The sequence below is a fragment of the Ensifer sp. ENS07 genome (genome assembly GCF_014852185.1).
GTDB lineage: Bacteria > Pseudomonadota > Alphaproteobacteria > Rhizobiales > Rhizobiaceae > Ensifer > Ensifer adhaerens.
This window is the reverse complement of record NZ_JACVBE010000008.1, coordinates 156,700-174,987: the sequence shown is the minus strand read 5'-3', so window position 1 is coordinate 174,987 and position 18,288 is coordinate 156,700. Positions and strand designations below refer to the sequence as shown.

The 18,288-nt window shown below is 62.7% G+C and carries 18 protein-coding genes; 9 read left to right on the top strand and 9 right to left on the bottom strand.

All coding sequences use genetic code 11. From position 1 onward, the window contains the following. Window positions 1–107: 107 nt before the first annotated feature. Window positions 108–1,070, bottom strand: a complete 963-nt coding sequence (gene ytfQ, locus IB277_RS23295; protein WP_034789595.1) for a galactofuranose ABC transporter, galactofuranose-binding protein YtfQ — start codon at window positions 1,068–1,070, stop codon at window positions 108–110. A 202-nt stretch (window positions 1,071–1,272) separates the two neighbouring features. Then, window positions 1,273–2,172 carry a DMT family transporter gene (locus tag IB277_RS23290; protein ID WP_060585691.1) on the bottom strand — a complete coding sequence of 300 codons (900 nt, stop codon included), beginning with the start codon at window positions 2,170–2,172 and terminating at the stop codon, window positions 1,273–1,275. Between the two features lie 91 nt (window positions 2,173–2,263). Between IB277_RS23290 and IB277_RS23285 the strand changes: the two genes are divergently transcribed. The 7 genes from IB277_RS23285 to IB277_RS23255 all read left to right on the top strand — a co-directional run bounded on the left by IB277_RS23285 (window position 2,264) and on the right by IB277_RS23255 (window position 10,855). Then, on the top strand, window positions 2,264–3,151 hold the full coding sequence (locus IB277_RS23285) for a LysR family transcriptional regulator (protein ID WP_060585689.1): 888 nt from the start codon (window positions 2,264–2,266) through the stop codon (window positions 3,149–3,151). 134 nt (window positions 3,152–3,285) lie between these two features. Then, window positions 3,286–4,314, top strand: coding sequence for a LacI family DNA-binding transcriptional regulator (locus IB277_RS23280; protein ID WP_034789603.1), 1,029 nt, complete (start codon window positions 3,286–3,288; stop codon window positions 4,312–4,314). Between the two features lie 126 nt (window positions 4,315–4,440). Further along, on the top strand, window positions 4,441–5,709 hold the full coding sequence (locus IB277_RS23275) for an ABC transporter substrate-binding protein (protein WP_192371923.1): 1,269 nt from the start codon (window positions 4,441–4,443) through the stop codon (window positions 5,707–5,709). 82 nt (window positions 5,710–5,791) lie between these two features. Further along, window positions 5,792–6,691: a carbohydrate ABC transporter permease gene (locus IB277_RS23270; protein ID WP_192371922.1), complete on the top strand. Its 900-nt coding sequence runs from the start codon at window positions 5,792–5,794 to the stop codon at window positions 6,689–6,691. After that, entirely contained in the window at window positions 6,688–7,509 is an 822-nt protein-coding gene (locus IB277_RS23265; RefSeq protein ID WP_051659165.1) for a carbohydrate ABC transporter permease, read from the top strand. The genes IB277_RS23270 and IB277_RS23265 overlap by 4 nt, the downstream gene beginning before the upstream one ends. Before the next feature lie 8 nt (window positions 7,510–7,517). Further along, entirely contained in the window at window positions 7,518–9,782 is a 2,265-nt protein-coding gene (locus IB277_RS23260; RefSeq protein WP_090297148.1) for a glycoside hydrolase family 2 TIM barrel-domain containing protein, read from the top strand. Continuing rightward, entirely contained in the window at window positions 9,779–10,855 is a 1,077-nt protein-coding gene (locus IB277_RS23255) for an ABC transporter ATP-binding protein (protein WP_034789608.1), read from the top strand. The genes IB277_RS23260 and IB277_RS23255 overlap by 4 nt, the downstream gene beginning before the upstream one ends. A gap of 57 nt (window positions 10,856–10,912) precedes the next feature. Here the strand turns inward: IB277_RS23255 and IB277_RS23250 are convergent, their stop codons facing one another. The 3 genes from IB277_RS23250 to IB277_RS23240 form a co-directional block, all read right to left on the bottom strand. Beyond that, on the bottom strand, window positions 10,913–11,764 hold the full coding sequence (locus IB277_RS23250) for an alpha/beta fold hydrolase (RefSeq protein ID WP_034789610.1): 852 nt from the start codon (window positions 11,762–11,764) through the stop codon (window positions 10,913–10,915). A 149-nt stretch (window positions 11,765–11,913) separates the two neighbouring features. Next, the gene (locus IB277_RS23245) at window positions 11,914–12,807 is read right to left on the bottom strand and encodes a LysR family transcriptional regulator (RefSeq protein WP_143556298.1); all 894 of its coding nucleotides are present in this window, start codon (window positions 12,805–12,807) and stop codon (window positions 11,914–11,916) included. Between the two features lie 7 nt (window positions 12,808–12,814). After that, window positions 12,815–13,630: an SDR family NAD(P)-dependent oxidoreductase gene (locus IB277_RS23240; RefSeq protein WP_113080221.1), complete on the bottom strand. Its 816-nt coding sequence runs from the start codon at window positions 13,628–13,630 to the stop codon at window positions 12,815–12,817. Window positions 13,631–13,828: 198 nt separating this feature from the next. On the opposite strand from IB277_RS23240, the gene IB277_RS23235 reads away from it, so the two are divergent. Continuing rightward, complete coding sequence (locus tag IB277_RS23235) at window positions 13,829–14,995, top strand: serine hydrolase (RefSeq protein WP_192371921.1); 1,167 nt, start codon at window positions 13,829–13,831, stop codon at window positions 14,993–14,995. Window positions 14,996–14,997: 2 nt separating this feature from the next. After that, the gene (locus IB277_RS23230; RefSeq protein WP_090297029.1) at window positions 14,998–15,843 is read left to right on the top strand and encodes an arylamine N-acetyltransferase; all 846 of its coding nucleotides are present in this window, start codon (window positions 14,998–15,000) and stop codon (window positions 15,841–15,843) included. 19 nt (window positions 15,844–15,862) lie between these two features. Here the strand turns inward: IB277_RS23230 and IB277_RS23225 are convergent, their stop codons facing one another. The 4 genes from IB277_RS23225 to queC form a co-directional block, all read right to left on the bottom strand. After that, complete coding sequence (locus tag IB277_RS23225; protein WP_060585677.1) at window positions 15,863–16,213, bottom strand: DUF488 domain-containing protein; 351 nt, start codon at window positions 16,211–16,213, stop codon at window positions 15,863–15,865. A gap of 102 nt (window positions 16,214–16,315) precedes the next feature. Further along, window positions 16,316–17,053, bottom strand: coding sequence for a 7-carboxy-7-deazaguanine synthase QueE (gene queE / locus IB277_RS23220; RefSeq protein ID WP_113080223.1), 738 nt, complete (start codon window positions 17,051–17,053; stop codon window positions 16,316–16,318). Further along, window positions 17,050–17,406, bottom strand: coding sequence for a 6-carboxytetrahydropterin synthase QueD (gene queD, locus IB277_RS23215; protein WP_060519321.1), 357 nt, complete (start codon window positions 17,404–17,406; stop codon window positions 17,050–17,052). The genes queE and queD overlap by 4 nt, the downstream gene beginning before the upstream one ends. Next, window positions 17,406–18,116, bottom strand: a complete 711-nt coding sequence (gene queC, locus IB277_RS23210; protein WP_060519319.1) for a 7-cyano-7-deazaguanine synthase QueC — start codon at window positions 18,114–18,116, stop codon at window positions 17,406–17,408. The genes queD and queC overlap by 1 nt, the downstream gene beginning before the upstream one ends. Between the last annotated feature and the right edge of the window lie 172 nt (window positions 18,117–18,288).

The window sequence follows — 18,288 nt, the reverse complement described above, 5'->3', positions numbered from 1 at the left end:
CTACTGACGAGAAGCACAGCGCCTAGCTGCGGCAAGCTGTGCTCTTCAGACGGAAACTCGGGAAAGAGCGTGGCCCGCGCGAGAAGCAGCGCGGGCCACGGCCGACGTCAGTAGCCGAGGCCCTTCTTTTCCTCGTAGACCTTCAGCGGCTCGTCGGCTTGCGTATAGAGCTTCGATTCCGTCTGGATCCACTTCGGCGGCGCGGTGCCGTCCTTCTGGAAGGCGGCAAGCGCATCGAATGCGGGACCGGCCATGTTCGGCGTCAGCTCGACCGTGGCATTGGCTTCGCCGGCTGCCATCGCCTGGAAGATGTCCGGAACGGCATCGATCGACACGACAAGGATGTCCTTGCCCGGCTTCAGGCCGGCTTCCTTGATCGCCTGGATGGCGCCGACGGCCATGTCGTCGTTGTGGGCATAGAGCGCGCAGATGTTCTTGCCGCCGTCCTCAGCCTTGAGGAAGCTTTCCATGACTTCCTTGCCCTTGGTGCGGGTAAAGTCGCCGGTCTGGCTGCGGATGATCTTCAGGTTGTCGTGGCCGGATAGCGCCTGTTCAAATCCCTTCTTGCGGTCGATCGCCGGCGAGGAGCCGGTCGTGCCCTGAAGCTCGACGACGTTGCAGGGCTTGCCCGCGGTCGTGTCGACCAGCCATTTGCCGGCAACATTGCCCTCATGCACGAGGTCGGACGTGACGGCCGTCAGGTAAAGCTCATTCGACGAATCGACCGTGCGGTCGAGCAGGATGACCGGAATTTCCGCGTCCTTGGCTTCCTGCAGCACTTCGTCCCAGCCGGTTGCAACCACTGGCGCCACGAGGATGGCATTCACCCCTTGCGCGATGAAGGAGCGGATCGCCTTGATCTGGTTTTCCTGCTTCTGCTGTGCGTCAGCAAATTTGAGGTCGATGCCGCGCTGTTCGGCCTGCTGCTTGGTCAGTGTCGTCTCGGCGGCGCGCCAGCCGGACTCCGAGCCGATCTGCGAAAAGCCGACGACCAGATCGGCCGCGGATGCGCTGCCAAACGTGCAGGCAGCAAGGATCGTTGCACTCGCAAGTGCCTTGGCGATTTTCATGATTTCCTCCCAAAGAAAGCTGCCTCCACGCAGCCATCGAGAAAAAATCATATAATATTACTTTTGTAAACGGGCACATCTCGCCTGTCGTGCGCAACGCGCCTATTTTTTTGGAGAGGTTGGCGCGGCGGGCTGAAGCGCCAGCCCCCAACTGGGAGTTTCAGAAAGCCGATGGCAGGCAAAACAGCCTGGCGGCTGCGCTCTAGGCTTTCGCCAGCAAGGTTCCGGCGGCGCTCGCGAGCATGACGAGGGCCACGCCGAAGATCTGGTTGAGGGAAAGCGCCTGACCCAGCACGATGAAGCCGGCACCCGCGCCGATCGCCGGCTCCAGGCTCATCAGGATGCCGAAGGCCGATGGCTGCATGCGCCGCAGCGCCATGAATTCGAGCGCATAAGGCAGCAGCGGCACCAGGATGGCAAGCCCGGCCGTCATCAAGAGCATGTCGAAGGAGAAGCCGGACTGCACCTGAGACAGGCCGAACGGAGTCGCAAAGAGCGCGGCAAACAGCAGCGAAACGGCGAGCCCTTCCAGTCCCTTGAAACGTTGGCCAGCCTGCTTCATCAGGATGATGTAGCCGCCCCAGCCGATCGCCGCACCGAAGGCGAACAGAAGCCCGCGCGTATCTGCGACCCAGGAGGAACCGTCCCAGGAGAGGCAGAGCACGCCGGCCGCAGCGATAACGGGACAAAGCAGGCGCCAGCCACGGCCGCCGAAAACGGCAGCGACCGTCAGAGGACCGAGAAACTCGATCGCCACGGCAAGGCCGAGGGGAATGCGGGCGATCGCCGCGAAGAAGCAGAGCGTCATCACCGCCATCGTCGCGCCGAGCGAAAGCGCGGAAATCCATTGCGCTCGGGTGTAGCGGAGAAAAGGCGGGCGGACGAGGATGAGCAGGAAGGCGGCCGCCCAGGATAGCCGCAGCCAGGTTGCGCCAAAGGCTCCGACGCTTTCCATGGCGGGCTTCGAAAGGGCTGCGCCAAACTGCACGCTCGACATCGAGAGAAGGCAGAAGACGATGGCAAGCGTGACGCGCCCGTTGGTGTCATCCGTCGCACCCGGTTCGCTCCACGCGCTATTCGCTGTCGTCTCTGTTTCCGCCATGTCCGTTCTCCCCTTGGGCTTGAACAGACATAACAATCCCGGCACAATAAGGAACGCTAATAATTGTGATACCTTCATAAGGGATCGTTATATGAATGATCTGGATATCGCCCTTTTGCGCGCCTTCGTCGTGACCGCCGAATGCGGCAGCGTCAGCGGCGCTGCGCAGCGGCTGGCCAGGACGCAAGCGGCCGTCAGCATGCAGTTGCGCCGGCTGGAGGACGATCTCGGCGCCAAGCTCCTGAACCGCAATGCAAGGGGCATGGACCTGACCGAAGCCGGGCATGTGCTGCTGCCCTATGCCCAGAAGATGCTGGGCCTGAGCGCCGGCGCCCGGCGGGCGCTTGCCGGGCAGGCCGTCCAGGGACCGATCCGCTTCGGCATGATCGAGGATATCGCGGTCGGCTCGCTACCAAAAGCGTTGCAACGGTTTGCCGAATGCCATCCGAATGTCGCGCTCGAACTGACGGTGACCGAAAGCACCGTGTTGTCGGAGAAGCTGTCGCAGGGCCGGCTCGATGTCGCGATCGGCGACCCGGCGCTGATCCGCGGCGAGGCGATCCTTACCTGGCGACTGCCGCTCCGATGGGTCGCGGCGCGCGGTTTCGAGGTGCCGGCGGAAGGGCCTCTGCCACTCATCACCTTCGACGGCGTCTGCACTTGGCGGCAGAAGATGATCGAGGCGCTGAAGGGCGGGGATCGCCCCTGGCGCACGGTGCTGACGAGCGCCAGCCTGTCTTCCATCCAGTCGATGATCGAGGCGGGCCTCGGCATAGCCGTTCTCCTCGATCTCAACATCCGTCCAAACACGATGCGGGTTCTCGGCGGTGAAGAGGGTCTGCCCCCTGCCCCGGTGATCGAGCTGGGGCTTTTCGCCGCCGACGATCAGGGTCTGGCGTCCCGCCCGGTCTCGGCTCTTTGGGCGTTTCTTTCCGACGAACTGCAAGCGCAGGCCTTGGCGATTGGCCGCGCCGCGTGACCACGCGCGGTTCCGCCCCGTTCCATGAACGAAATAAGACGCCCAGCGATTGAAAAAGCCCAGGCAAAATTTTACTAAATAAAAATTGCGCCGCGCCCGAAAGGAGGGCCGCGGCGGTGGGCAGGACGTTGGACATGGTAACAATCAAGGAAATCGCTTCGGCTGTCGGCGTCTCCTCGGCGACTGTTTCTCGGGTGCTGAATTACGATCCGACCCTCTCGATCTCCACCAAGAAGCGACAGGCGATCATCGAAACGGCCGAGGCGCTGAATTACGCCACCCCGCGCAACCGCGGCCGCGGCGCCGGGGCAATGCAGGGCCTGAAATTCGCGCTGGTGCATTTCCTTCAGCCCGCCCAGGAACTGATCGACCCCTATTATGTCGGCGTCCGGCTCGGCATCGAAAACCGCTGTCAGGCGCTGAAGATCGAGGTGGTCAAGGTCTTCCACAACGGCAACCTGCCGGAGGCCGCGATCCTGCAGGGCGCCAGCGGCGTCGTCGCCGTCGGCCACCACTATGGCGAAGAGGTGCATTGGCTGAGACGGCACAGCCGCCATCTGGTCTTTGCGGACTTTGCCCCCGACGATGACGTCGACGACAGTGTGATGAGCGACGTCTCGATCGCGATGAACCGCCTGCTCGACGGCGTTTACGGCATGGGCTACCGCCGCATCGGCTTTCTCGGCTGGATCGACGCTTTCAGAGACAAGGACGACATCCATTCGGAGCGTCGCTGCCGCGCCTTCATACAATGGATGACGAAGGCCGGCCTCTACGATCCCGAACTCTGCATGGTCGAAAAGCTGACGCCCGACAGCGGCTATACGCTCGCCAAGGCGATGCTGTCGAAGCCCAATCCGCCCAAGATCCTCGTCACCTGCAACGACAATATGGCGATCGGCGCTTACCGCGCGATTCACGAAATGGGCCTGCGGATCCCGGATGATGTTGCCGTGGCGAGTTTCAACGACATTCCCGTCGCCCAGTTTCTCGGGCCGCCGCTTTCGACGGTGAAGATCCCCGCCGAAGTGATCGGCGAGACCGCCGTTGACCTCCTGGTCGAGCGGCTGACCGGGCGAGACGTGGCGAAGAAGGTGATCCTCGGAACCGAGATGGTCTGGCGCGGCAGCACGATGGCGAGAGCCGCCGCTCCCGGTGCGTAAAACGGTCGGTAAAAAACGCGTGGTAAAAATTTACTGAAATATTGCCTTCTCCAGAATTTTGCGAAATACTCCGCGCCGAGACTAGGAGGAACGTCTCGGGGAACGAATTTCGAGGGAGGAGAAACTATGGACACGCGTACCTATCTGCCGCGCTTTGCCGCCATCGCGCTTGCAGGCGCCAGCTTCTTGGCCGTCACGGCCGCCGAGGCCAAGGAAATCACCATCTGGTGCTGGGATCCGAACTTCAACGTCGCGATCATGAAGGAGGCCGGCGCGCGCTACACCAAGACGCACCCGGACGTGACCTTCAATATCGTCGATTTCGCCAAGGCCGACGTCGAGCAGAAACTGCAGACCGGCCTCTCGTCCGGCACCGCAGACGCCCTGCCGGATATCGTTCTCATCGAGGACTACGGCGCGCAGAAATATCTGCAGTCCTTCCCCGGCGCCTTCGCGCCGCTCTCCGGCACCGTCGATTACGCCGGCTTCGCTCCCTACAAGGTCGAGCTGATGACGCTGGATGGCCAGGTCTACGGCATGCCGTTCGATTCCGGCGTCACCGGCCTCTACTACCGCAAGGACTATCTGGAGCAGGCCGGCTTCAAGCCGGAGGACATGCAAGGCATCACCTGGGATCGCTTCATCGAGATCGGAAAGCAGGTCGAAGCCAAGACCGGCAAGAAGATGATGGGTCTCGACCCGACCGACGCCGGGCTCGTGCGCATCATCATGCAATCGGCCGGGCAATGGTATTTCGACAAGGAAGGCAAGACGAACATCACCGGCAACGCAGCGCTGAAGGCGTCGCTTGAAACAGTCGGCAAGATCATGGCCGCCAACATCTACAAGCCCGCCGCCGGCTGGGCCGACTGGGTCGGCACCTTCACGTCCGGCGATGTCGCCACCGTCATCACCGGCGTCTGGATCACCGGCACCGTCAAGGCGCAGCCGGACCAGTCGGGCAAATGGGGCGTGGCGCCGATCCCGGCGCTTTCGATCGACGGCGCGACGCACGCCTCGAACCTCGGCGGCTCGAGCTGGTACGTGCTTGAAAGCTCAGCCGAGAAGGCCGAAGCGATCGACTTCCTGAACGAGGTCTACGCCAAGGACGTCGACTTCTACCAGACGATCCTTACGGACCGCGGCGCCGTCGGCTCACTGCTCGCTGCCCGCGGCGGGGCCGCCTATGGCGAGGCCGATGCCTTCTTCGGTGGCGAAAAGGTCTGGCAGAACTTCTCCGACTGGCTCGCGAAGGTCCCCTCTGTCAACTACGGCGTCTTCACCAACGAGGCGGACACGGCCGTTACCGCACAGCTTCCGGCACTGCAGCAGGGAACGCCCGTCGACGACATCCTGAAGGCGATCGACGCCGAGGTCAGCGCACAGGTCCAGTAATCGTCGCGGCGATTATCTGCATTGCTCCTGGCCGCGGTAAACACGCCGCGGCCAACGGCTCCTGCTATCCATGGGGATGATGATGGCTCTCGCGCGTCGCGGCGGCATCGGCCGATATTATAACGTCAATGGCTGGCTCTTCGTCGCGCCGGCACTCGGGCTGATCGCCCTTTTCATGATCTATCCGATCGTCTGGTCGCTGTGGATGTCGTTCCAGTCCGGCCGCGGCATGATGCTGAAATTCGCCGGCTTTTCGAACATCATCCGCCTCTGGAACGATCCGGTCTTCATCAAGGCACTGACGAACACGCTGACCTATTTCGTCATGCAGGTGCCGATCATGATCCTGCTGGCGCTGATCCTTGCGTCGCTGCTCAACAATCCGAAACTCGTCGGCCGCGGCTTCTTCCGCACCGCCATCTTCCTGCCCTGCGTCACCTCGCTGGTTGCTTACTCGGTGCTGTTCAAGGGCATGTTCGCGCTCGACGGGATCGTCAACTCGACGCTCGAGGCGATCGGCCTCATCGCCTCGCCGATCCCGTGGCTGACCCATCCCTTCTGGGCGAAGGTGCTCGTCATACTCGCCATCACCTGGCGCTGGACCGGCTACAACATGATCTTCTATCTCGCGGCGATGCAGAACATCGACAAGTCGATCTACGAGGTCGCGCGGATAGACGGCGTGCCTGCCTGGGCGCGTTTCACCCACATCACTATCCCGCTGTTGAAGCCCGTCATTCTGTTCACGACGATCATCTCGACGATCGGCACGATCCAGCTCTTCGACGAGGTCTATAACCTCACCGAAGGCAAGGGCGGACCGTCCAACGCCACGCTGACCCTGTCGCTCTATATCTACAACCTGACCTTCCGCTTCATGCCGAATTTCGGCTACGCGGCGACGGTCTCCTATGTGATCGTGGTGCTCGTCGCCCTGCTCGCCTGCCTGCAATTCTTCGCGGCACGGGAGCGCGACCGATGAACAACGGAACCACACGTATCGTCGGCACCATCGTCACCTACGGCTTCGTCGGGCTGATGGCCTTTCTCTCGATCTTTCCCTTCGTCTGGATGCTGCTCGGCGCGACCAATTCTTCGATCGACATCATCAAGGGCAGGATGATGCCGGGCAGCGCGCTTGCCACCAACATCGCCACTTTCTTCACCCAGGTGAACGCACCGCTGGTCTTCTGGAATTCGGCCAAGATCGCCATTCTCGCGACGGTGCTGACGCTCGCCGTGTCGTCGTTGGCTGGCTACGGCTTCGAGATGTTCCGCTCGCGCCACCGCGATAGGATCTACAGCGCCCTTCTGTTGACGATGATGATCCCGTTTGCCGCGCTGATGATTCCGCTGTTCATCATGATGGGCAAGGCGGGGCTGATCAACACGCACCTCGCTGTCGTGCTGCCGACCATCGGCTCTGCCTTCGTCGTCTTCTATTTCCGCCAGACCACCAAGGCCTTCCCGTCGGAACTGCGGGACGCCGCCAAGGTCGACGGGCTCAAGGAATGGCAGATCTTCCTGTTCATCTATGTGCCGGTCATGCGCTCGACCTATGCGGCGGCCTTCATCATCGTCTTCATGACGGCGTGGAACAACTATCTCTGGCCGCTGATCGTGCTGCAGTCGAACGAGCAGAAGACGATCACGCTGGTCATCTCCTCGCTCGCTTCCGCCTACTACCCCGACTACGGCGTCGTCATGGTCGGCACCATTCTCGCGACACTTCCCACCCTCGCCGTCTTCTTCTTCATGCAACGCCAATTCGTCCAGGGAATGCTGGGCTCAGTCAAATAGGAATGATCATGCGTTCTGTTACCTCTTTCAACGATACCTGGACTTTCTCCGAAGGCTTCGATGCGGCAAGCGCTGGCCGGCTGCAGGCAGGCAAATCGGTCAGCCTGCCGCACAATGCGGTGGAATTGCCGTTCAACTATTTCGACGAGGCATCCTATCAGCGCGCCTTCACCTATCAGAAGGTGCTTACCTGGCGTCGGGAGTTCCACGGCCGCGAGGTCTCGGTCGTGTTCGACGCCGCCATGGCCGACGCCGTCGTCTATCTCAACGGCGAGGAGATCATCGCCCACAAGGACGGTTACACGCCCTTTGAAGCAAGACTGACGGATAAGCTGCGGGAAGGCGACAACCTGATCACGGTCAAGATCGACGGCAGCGAAAACCCTGAGATCCCGCCCTTCGGCGGCCGCATCGACTATCTCACCTATGCCGGCATCTATCGCGACGTCTGGTTGAAGGTCACCGATGCCGTTTCGATCGCCAATCTCAAGATCGAAACCCGCGATGCGCTCAGCGATGCCAAGTCCGTCTCGATCCGCTGCGATCTCGGCAATCCGCAAGGCGTCAACTTTGCCGGCACGGTCACGGCACTCCTCAAGGACGCGAACGGCAAGGTGCTGGCGGAAGCAGCCGGTGAAAGCCGCGGCGAGAGCGTCACCCTTGAGATCACGGGCCTGAAGGGCCTCTCGCTCTGGGATATCGACAGCCCCGTTCTCTATGAAGTGGAAGCGCAGCTGCGCAGCGATCGCGGCAGCGACCGGCTGTCGTCACGCTTCGGCTTCCGCACCGCCGAGTTCACCACGGATGGTTTCAAGCTCAACGGACGGCCGCTGAAAATCCGCGGCCTCAACCGCCATCAGGCTTTCCCCTATGTCGGCTACGCCATGGGCCGCACGGCGCAGGAGCGCGATGCCGAGATCCTGAAGAACACGCTGCATTGCAACCTCGTGCGCACCTCGCATTATCCGCAATCCAAGTGGTTCCTCGACCATTGCGACCGCATCGGCCTGCTCGTCTTCGAGGAAATCCCCGGCTGGCAGCATATCGGCGGCGAGGGCTGGAAACAGGAGGCGATCCAAAACGTCCGCCGCATGATCGAGCGCGACTGGAACCACCCGTCGATCATCATCTGGGGCGTGCGCATCAACGAATCCCAGGACTCGCATGATTTCTACGTCGAGACCAACCGGCTCGCACGCGAACTCGACCCCACGCGCCAGACCGGCGGCGTGCGCTACATTACCGACAGCGAATACCTCGAAGACGTCTACACCATGAACGACTTTATCCTCGGCAACGAGGAACTGCCGGGCGCAAACCGCCCGCGCACGGCGCTACGTCCGCAGCAGGAATGCACCGGGCTCACCCGCAAGGTGCCCTATCTCATCACCGAATTCGGCGGCCACATGTTTCCGACGAAGATCTACGACCAGGAACAACGGCAGGCAGAGCATGTGCGCCGGCACCTCGAAGTGCTGAACGCGGCCTATGGCGACCCAAGCATTTCAGGCGCCGTCGGCTGGTGCATGTTCGACTACAACACCCACAAGGACTTCGGCTCCGGCGACCGGATCTGCTATCACGGTGTCATGGACATGTTCCGCCAGCCGAAATTCGCGGCTTATGTCTATGCCAGCCAATGCGAACCGTCGGAGGGCGTGGTGATGAAGCCGGTCACCTTCTGGGCACGCGGCGAGCGCAACATCGGCGGCGTGCTGCCCTTGATCGTGCTCACCAACTGCGACGAGGTCGAGCTGAAATACGGATCGCTCGTCAAGCGCGTCGGCCCCGACCGCGAGAACTTCCCGCATCTGCCGCACCCGCCCGTCGTCATCGACCATCGCCACTTCACCAAGGACGAACTCGGCGTCTGGGGCATGAAGTGGGAAGACGCAGCCTTCACCGGCTTTATCGACGGCGAGCCCGTCGCCAACCTGCGCATGGTCGCCGATCCGGTGCCGACGGCGCTGGAAGTCGTCCCCGACAGCACGGCGCTTCGGGCCGAAGGGCGCGACAGCGTGCGGGTGATCGTGCGGGCGCTCGATCAGGCCGGCAACATCCTGCCCTTCCTCAATGACGCGGTCGACGTGACAGTCACCGGCCCTGCCCGCCTGCTCGGCCCCGATCGCCTGATCTTCCAGGGCGGTTCGACCGGCTTCTGGCTGGAAACGACGGGTGCTGCCGGCGGCATCGCCGTCGCGGTGACCTCGACGCGGCTTGGAACCGTAAGGCTGGAGCTTTCGGCGGTGTCGGACGAGGCGGCGGCTGCATGAGCGAACTCCAACTTAAGCACGTCAGAAAGTCCTATGGCAACTTCGAGGTCATCAAGGGTGTAGACCTCGACATCAAGACCGGTGAGTTCGTCGTCTTCGTCGGGCCATCCGGCTGCGGCAAGTCGACCCTGCTTCGGATGATCGCCGGACTGGAGGAGATCACGTCAGGTGATCTCACGATCGGCGGCGAGCGCATGAACGATGTCGATCCGTCGAAACGCGGCATCGCCATGGTGTTCCAGTCCTATGCGCTCTACCCGCATATGACGGTTCGGGAGAACATGGGTTTCGCGCTGCGATTTGCCGGCGTGCCGAAGGCCGAGATCGCACAACGCGTCGGCGAAGCCGCGAACATCCTGGAACTCGGGCCGCTGCTCGACCGCAAGCCAAAACAGCTTTCGGGCGGCCAGCGCCAGCGCGTGGCGATCGGCCGGGCGATCGTGCGGCACCCGAAGATCTTTCTCTTCGACGAGCCGCTCTCGAACCTCGATGCGGAACTGCGCGTGCACATGCGCATCGAGATCGCCAGGCTGCACAAGAAGCTTGCAACGACAATCATCTACGTCACCCACGATCAGGTCGAGGCGATGACGCTTGCCGACAAGATCGTCGTCATGCGCGGCGGTGTGGTCGAGCAGGTAGGCTCGCCGCTCGACCTCTACGACGATCCGGCCAATCTCTTCGTCGCCGGTTTCATCGGTTCGCCGAAGATGAACTTTTTGAAGGGGATCGTCGAAACAAACGCGGGCGGGGAGAAACATGTCCGCCTGGCGGATTTCGGCAATGCGACGCTGCCGATTGCGGTCAAGGACGTAACGCCCGGCAGCACCGTGACCATCGGCATTCGCCCCGAGCATTTCGGCGACAGCGGCTCGGCGAGCCTCGATTTGACGATCGACATGCTGGAGCATCTGGGCGGCGAGACCTTTGCCTATGCCCGGCACGGCGACGGCGAACTGATCATCATCGAAACAAAAAACGGCCGCGGCCTGAAGTCCGGCGATAGCATCGCCGCCCGTTTCGAACCCACAGCCGCTCTGGTGTTCGACGCAGACGGCAGGCGCCTGCGCTAGAAGCTATCCACCATAGGAGGGCGGCGCCATCTGCGAAGATGGCGCCGTTCGTCGTTGTCACGGGAACATGCCCTTCGGTGTCTCACCCTTCAGAAAGGGCTCGATGAAAGCCTCCAACAGTTCCGTCTGGTTGATGACGGCGGTGTGCGACGTCGCCGGCAGGATCGCGAGCCGCGAAGGCGATAGCGGCTTTCCCATGTCGCCCATGGCGCCGCCACCAAGCAGGCGGAACAGTGCCACCGTGTGCTCCAACGTCGCCACATCGGCATCGCCGGCGATGACGAGAACCGGGGTCTTCAGTGCCTTGACATCCGCCTCCCAGGCCATCGGTTCTTTTTCGAGCTGGATCAGCTTCTTGACCAGATCGGGAAACCCATCCGGATTGGCGGCGAGCTTGCGGTAGTCTTCGGCAAAGGGCATGCCGACGAACATCTCGACAGTCATCTGCGGGATGAATGCTTTGAATTCCGGCTGCCAGCCCTCGGCATCGTAGCCGACGGACGCGGCGGCTAGCTTGTTCACCTTGTCCGGATGGCGGATTGCCAGCTGCAGGCCGGCAGCCGCACCCATTGAGTAGCCGAAGACATCGGCCTTCTCCAGCTTCACCGCATCCATGAAGGCGGCGACGTCGTCGGCGAGGTTCGGATAGGTGATCGGGCGATCGATATCGGTGGTGCGGCCATGGCCCTGGAACTCGATTGCATAGACCTTGTGGGTCTCGGCCAGCTTCGGGATGATCGCGCCCATCGAGGGAATGTTCATGTAGGCGCCGTGCAGCACGACCAGCGGCTCGCCCTCGCCCGAGACCTCGTAATACATCTTCATGCCGTTGACTTCGACGGTCTCAGCCTCGGCAAAGGCAGTGCCGGACATGAGCAGGGCGCCAGCGATCAAAGCGGTACGAAACATTCTCAATCTCCTTGTTGTCAGCGCGGTTGAGCACCGCCTTCGAGATTAAGACGCATGACGTCGTCATCTCCCGACATCGACAGCCAAGAAAATTTCGCGCATTCGTTGCAGTGCCCAGCAAACGCGTCGCGCCTTGGTCCGCCGGCACTTCAGCCTGACGGGTTGAGGCTCACCCGCAGGGGCGCGAACTGCGATACGGCAAAATCCATGAGCTTTCGCACCCGCGGCAATTCACGTAATTCCGGGTGAACACCGAGCTTCAGCGGCAGAACCGGCGCGGCAACGCCGAGGTCAAGGGCCACAAGGCCATTCCGGCCGGCGGCGATAAAGTGCGGCAGCGTGGCAAGTGCCTGTCCGGTCTCAACCGCACTCAATTGCGAGCGGATCGAATTCGTGCGCAGCAGCACTCTCGCCTCCGGCAAAAGATCTTTCAGCCAGGTCGAGAGCGATACCCGCACAGGCACCTCCACCAGCTCGACAATCGTCTGGTTCCTGCCTTCGCCCGCAACATCCGGATGGCCGAAACGATCAAGGTAGGCCTCTGTTGCAAACAGGCCGTAGGCGACATCGGCAACCTTGCGCTCGACGATATCGTTTTGGTCGAAACTGCCGAAACGCAAGGCGATGTCCGCGTCCCGTCGGGACAGGTTGAAGCGCCGGCCATCGTTCAAAAGGTGAATGCTGACGCCGGGATGCATTGCTGCAAACTTGGTCAGGATCGGCGCCAGGAGGTAGTCTCCGATCCAGTCGAGGCTGGTCACGGTGATGGTGCCTTCAAGTGCGTCGTCCTGCACCGCAAGGCGCCGCTCCACCGCAAGCGCGTTCGCCTCCATGTGCTCGAGCGCAGAAAGGATGGAGAGGCACACGGCGGTCGGCACGAGGCCGCCCGGTTGCCGCTCGAACAGCGTTTTGCGCGTCTTCTGCTCAAAAGCCTCGAGGCGACGGCTGAGCGTCGGTTGCGTGGTGCCCATCGCACGGGCCGCTGCACTCAGCGAGCCGTGGCGGACCAAGTGCTGAACAAGATGGAGTTCTTCCCAGTCCACAGGCACCTCAGGGTTCAGCCGGCCGAGGCGGCTCGCCTCGACGGTAATCCATAGGCACTTTCGTGCCCGCCGTCATGCCCCCGTCGATAGGCAGCACCACGCCGGTGATGTAACTCGCCGCATCGGAACAGAGCCAGAGGACACTTGCGGCCACCTCCTCCATCCGGCCAAGCCGGCGCATCGGCGTCGAAAGTGCTGCGTGCCGCTGGATGTCCGCGCCGGCGGCCTCGAGATGGTGGGTGAGGATCGGCCCGGGCGCAACGACATTGATCCGGATGCCCTGGTCGGCATAGTCCAGCGCCGCAGCCTTGCTCAGCCCGATGATCCCGGCCTTCGCACTGACATAGGCGGAAAGCCCGGAGGTGCCGTTGATGCCGGCAACCGACGCCATGTTGACGATCGCACCGCCACCGCCCCTCGCCATCGCCTCGATCTGGTAACGCATGCCGAGAAAGGTGCCGCGAATGTTGGTGCGGATGCCGCGATCGAACCCTTCGATGTCGAGATCGGCAAGCGGGGCCGGCATGGTTCCATCCGTCGCATTGTTGAAGGCGGCGTCGAGCCGGCCATAGTGCTGCATCACACTTGCAAGCGCCTGCTTCATGGCACTCTCGTCGCCGACATCGGCAGCGATCGCCAGTGCGTCGCCGCCCGCCTGGCGGATGGAAACCGCCAACGCCTCGACCGCCGGCTGCGAGCGGGAAAGAAGGACAACGGATGCGCCGGCCTGCGCAAAGGCGCGGGCGGTGGCCGCGCCGATACCCTTGCTGGCGCCTGCGACTAAGGCGACTTTGCCTGCAAATCCCAGATTGTTTGTGTTCATCAACCCGACTCCATCTGACGTTGTCGCACCGTTTTTAGCGCCGGACGACGACGGCTGCCTCGTGCAGGCGCGTATGCCTCCCATACGGGAACAGACGATCGACTTTCGTTGCGAACGGGCTTTGCCTTTGTCCGGGAGCCCGAATTTCGCCCTGAAGCGTCGACCGGGCCGCAGTATCGAGAAGCACAGGAGACGATCATGGATGCGACAAGACAGGGAAGATCGAAGCGCAGAACGCGGCTGAAGGCCGAACTCGACCGGGTGATCGCGGAAGCCCTGGATGAACAGCGCATCGTCGGCACAGTCGTCGAGATCCTTATCGATGGCGAGCCCGGCTACCGACATGCCGCCGGGCTTGCGGAACGCGAGGCCGACCGGCCGATGACCGAGGACAGCATCTTCCTGCTCTCCTCGGTCGCAAAGCCAATCGTCACGGTCGCTGCTCTCAACCTGGCGCAAAGCGGCACCATCGGTCTCGACGATATCGTGTCGGAATGGCTTCCCGCGTTCAGGCCGCAGCTGCCGGACGGCAGCGAGCCTCGGATAACCCTCCGCCAACTCCTGACGCACAGTGCCGATTTGAGCTACGTGTTCATGGAGCGAGGCGACGGCCCTTATCGCCGGCACGCCATCAGCAGCGGCCTCGACGACACCGACGATGATCTCACCGCCCTCATCGGCAAGCTCACCGCCATTCCGTTATCCTATCCGCCCGGACACGGCTGGGGCTATTCGATGAGCCTCGACGTGCTTGGCGCCGTTATCGAAGAGGCGACGGGATCAAAGCTGCCGGAGGCGATTGCTACGCTCGTCACACGCCCGATGGGGATGAACGACACCGCCTTTTCCGTGACCGATAAACGCAAGCTCGTGGTCCACTATGGCGATGCCTCGCCGCGGCCACGGCGGCTCGTTGGCGACGACGCGGTCCCCTTCTTTGGCAATCCCGTACGCCTCTCGCCCGGCCGGATCTTCAATCCTCGAGCCTTTCCCTCCGGAGGAGCCGGCATGGCAGGCACGGCCGGCGACGTGATCCGCCTTCTCGAAAGCCTCAGGACCGGACACTCGCCGGTGCTCGACGCCGCCAGCACCCGCTCGATGTTCGACATTCAGGCAAGGACGGGCGGATTGGCCGCCGGCGCCGGGTGGGAGTTCGGTTTCGGCGGCGCCGTGCTTGTCGAACCCGAGATGGCGGGAACACCGCAGTCGCGCGGCACGCTGCAATGGGACGGCGCCTACGGGCACAAGTGGTTCATCGACCCGGCCCGCGGCCTGACAGTCGTTGCGCTCACCAACACCGCTTTTGAGGGCATGAACGGACGCTTCCCGGACGATCTTCGCGACGCCATCTATCGGAGCCTCTAGCCATGCGGAACGCCCCATTTCCCGTCGACCTCGGCCGCTACTTCGCCCGCATCGGTCATGTCGGGCCGCTCTCGCCCGATCTCACAACGCTTGGCAGGATCGTCGCCCGCCATGCCGCGTCGATCCCCTTCGAGGCCATCGACGTGCTTCTCGGCCGTCGGATCGACCTTTCGCCGGCGGCGGTCGACGCCAAGCTCATCGACCGCCGGCGTGGCGGCTATTGCTTCGAGCAGAACAGCCTGTTGCAGCGCGTGCTCACGTCGCTCGGCTACCGGGTGGATCCCTTGATTGCCCGCGTCCTGTGGATGCGCGCCCCGGGTGCGCCGCCGCCGGCCTGGTCGCACATGGCGCTCCGCGTCTTCGTGAACGATGTCGGCTATCTGGTCGATGTCGGCTTCGGCAGTTGCGTGCCGACCGCGCCGCTGCGTTTCGACCGGACCACGCCGCAACCGACGCCGCATGAGCCGTTCCGTCTCAGCCGAACGCTCGATGGCTACGTGCTGGAGGCATTACTTGGTCGTGACTGGGTACCGGTCTACGAGGTATCGCCGAGCATTTGTGGAGAGGACGCGTATCGGATCGCAAACATCGCGACATACACGGATCCGCATTCGCTTTTCCGACAGACCCTACTGGTGACGTTGACCACCGAGGAGACACGTAACATCCTGCTTGGAAACCGGCTGACGATCCGTGACAGGAACGGCACCGTGACGCGCCAAGAATTCGATGCACCGGCAATCGAATCTGCCCTTATCAACGTCTTCGGATTACCCCTCGACGGCGACTGGCGCCGGGTCGCTGCGCGCGCCGGCGGCGCATTCGAGGCATCCATTCCAACGACATGACGTGAACCCGGCGCCTCGTCTATCGATGGGTGAGGATGTAGCCTTTGAGGATCTCCGCATGATTGCGGGCCTCATCCTTCACGCTGTAAAGCAAAGTCACCGGGCCCTCAGCAATGCGCTGTCGCAACAGGTCAACTGCCTCCGGATTGCCGTCGAGCTCGGCAAGGTAGCGCTCGCGAAACTCTTCCCACGTACCTTCATCCGCATGGAACCAGCGGCGCAGCTCCGTGGTCGGCGCTATGTCCTTCAGCCAGAGATCGACCGCGGCTTCCGCCTTGGTCAAACCGCGCGGCCAGAGGCGATCGACGAGGACGCGCATCCCGTCGCCATCGGCCTTCGGCTCATAGACACGTTTCGTCTTCAGCTGCATGAACGCCCCTCATTGGTCTTGATTTGAGGACCATAGCTGCCGCCGATTGGCGATCCAAGCGCGAAGGCGCTTGCCGGCAAGCGGTAAAGGGGCGCCTGCCGCCTACACCCCGCGCCTGTTGCCCCAGAGCAGGACGTGCAGCTGCGGCAGGACGCGGGCCTCGAACCAACGATCTTCCGTCACCTTGCCGACAAGCCAGAGCATGCGATCGATGATGCCGTCGATGTCGACTTTGGCGTCGTCGTCGTCAGGGGGTGGAGGCGTATGGTTGCCAGGCTGCAGGTAGAGCGGCAGATGGGGGTACCGGGCCGCCGTATCCCGGGCATAGGCATAGTCGCGCTCGTCGAAAACGACGATCTTCAGCGCCACCTGCGGCCCATCCGCTGCCATTCGAAGACAGTCGTCGAAGGTATGCCACTCCGTTTCCATGCCGCTCGACGGCGGCTTCGGGCTCAGCGTCAGCACGTCGAGATCCGCAAACCAGTCCTTGGCGATGCTGCCCTGCGTTTCCAGCGCGAAGCGATAGCCATCGGCTTTCCCGCGGGCGATCAGGGGCGCCAGCGGCTGGATCGCCGGATTGCCGCCGGAAAGCGAGACCGTCAGCGGCTTGCCACCGGAGAGCGTGACGACCTCGCTCCAGATCTCTTCGACGCCCATCGGCAGCCATTGGTCGCGATATTCGCTGTCGACCGCGTGCAGCGTGTCGCACCAACTGCAGCGATAGTCGCAGCCGCCGGTTCGCACGAACACGGTCGGAAGCCCGATCAGGATGCCCTCGCCCTGGATCGTCGGCCCGAAGATTTCGCTGACACGGATGCGCGTTTCGCCGGGCCCGCTCATGGCCGGTATTCCGCCCAGGTCTTCGGCGTCTCGCTGACACGCACGGCGGAGGTTTCCGGCAGCCTCGCCTTGCACCAGTCGTAAAAGTGCTTCGCCAGACATTCGGCCGTCACCCGGTCGTGGCCGAGAACGTCGTTCAGATGGCGGTGATCGAAACTCTCGTCGATGTAGCGCTTCAGTGGCGAAAGCTCGTGATAGTCGCGCACGAAGCCGTGCTCGTTGAGCTCCGCGCCGGCAAGCTCGACTTCGACGATGTAGTTGTGGCCGTGCAGCCGCGCACATTGATGGTCTGCCGGCAGGCTCTTCAACTGATGCGAGGCGGAGAAATGGAATTCCTTGGTGATCCGGAACATCACTTCACCTCCTCGGCCGCAAAGGCCGACGTCGCCGCCACCCAGAAATCCGGATCTTCGTAGTCGGTCGGATCCGCAACGCCGGCCAGATGGAAGGCCTCGCGCCGCTCGACGCAGGTGCCGCAGCGCCCGCAATGGCGCGCGCCGCCCTTGTAGCAGGACCAGGTCGCTTCGAAGGGCGTCTGATGGCTCGCGCCGTCGGTGACGATATCCGCCTTCGAAATCGTCACATAGGGCGCGTAGAGCGTGATGTCGGCGTAGCCGTCGAGCGCGTGGTTCTGCATCGCCTGAAACGCGTCGATGAAGCCGGGACGGCAGTCGGGATAGATGAAATGGTCGCCGCCATGCACGGCGACGGCCACCGCATCCGCCTTCTGCGCCGCTGCCAACCCGAAGCCGATGGCGAGCATGATGGCGTTGCGGTTCGGAACCACCGTCGCTTTCATCGTTTCCTCGGCGTAGTGGCCGTCGGGCACGTCGACATCGTCCGTCAATGCCGATCCGGTGAGATGGGCGCCGATCGCGCTGATGTCGATGACCTGATGCGGAACGCCGAGCCGCTTGGCACAGGCGGCGGCAAAGTCCAGCTCCTTACGGTGTCGCTGGCCGTAATCGAAGGAGAGCAGGCCAATGAGTTCGTGTTCGGCTGCGACCTTGTGGGCAAGCGATACCGAGTCCAATCCGCCGGAGCAGATGACGATTGTCTTCATGATAGGTGTCCTTGTTTTGACCGGGTAGGCTGCGACCGGATTACGGCGCGCCTTCTAGGGCAAAGCAGGACGGATGGGAAGCATTATGTTGAAGTGCGGGAGTACGCAGCCTCTTCCTGCGTGCCATACACGCGACCGGCGCATTCTCAAACTGAGCCAGAAACGCACGCGT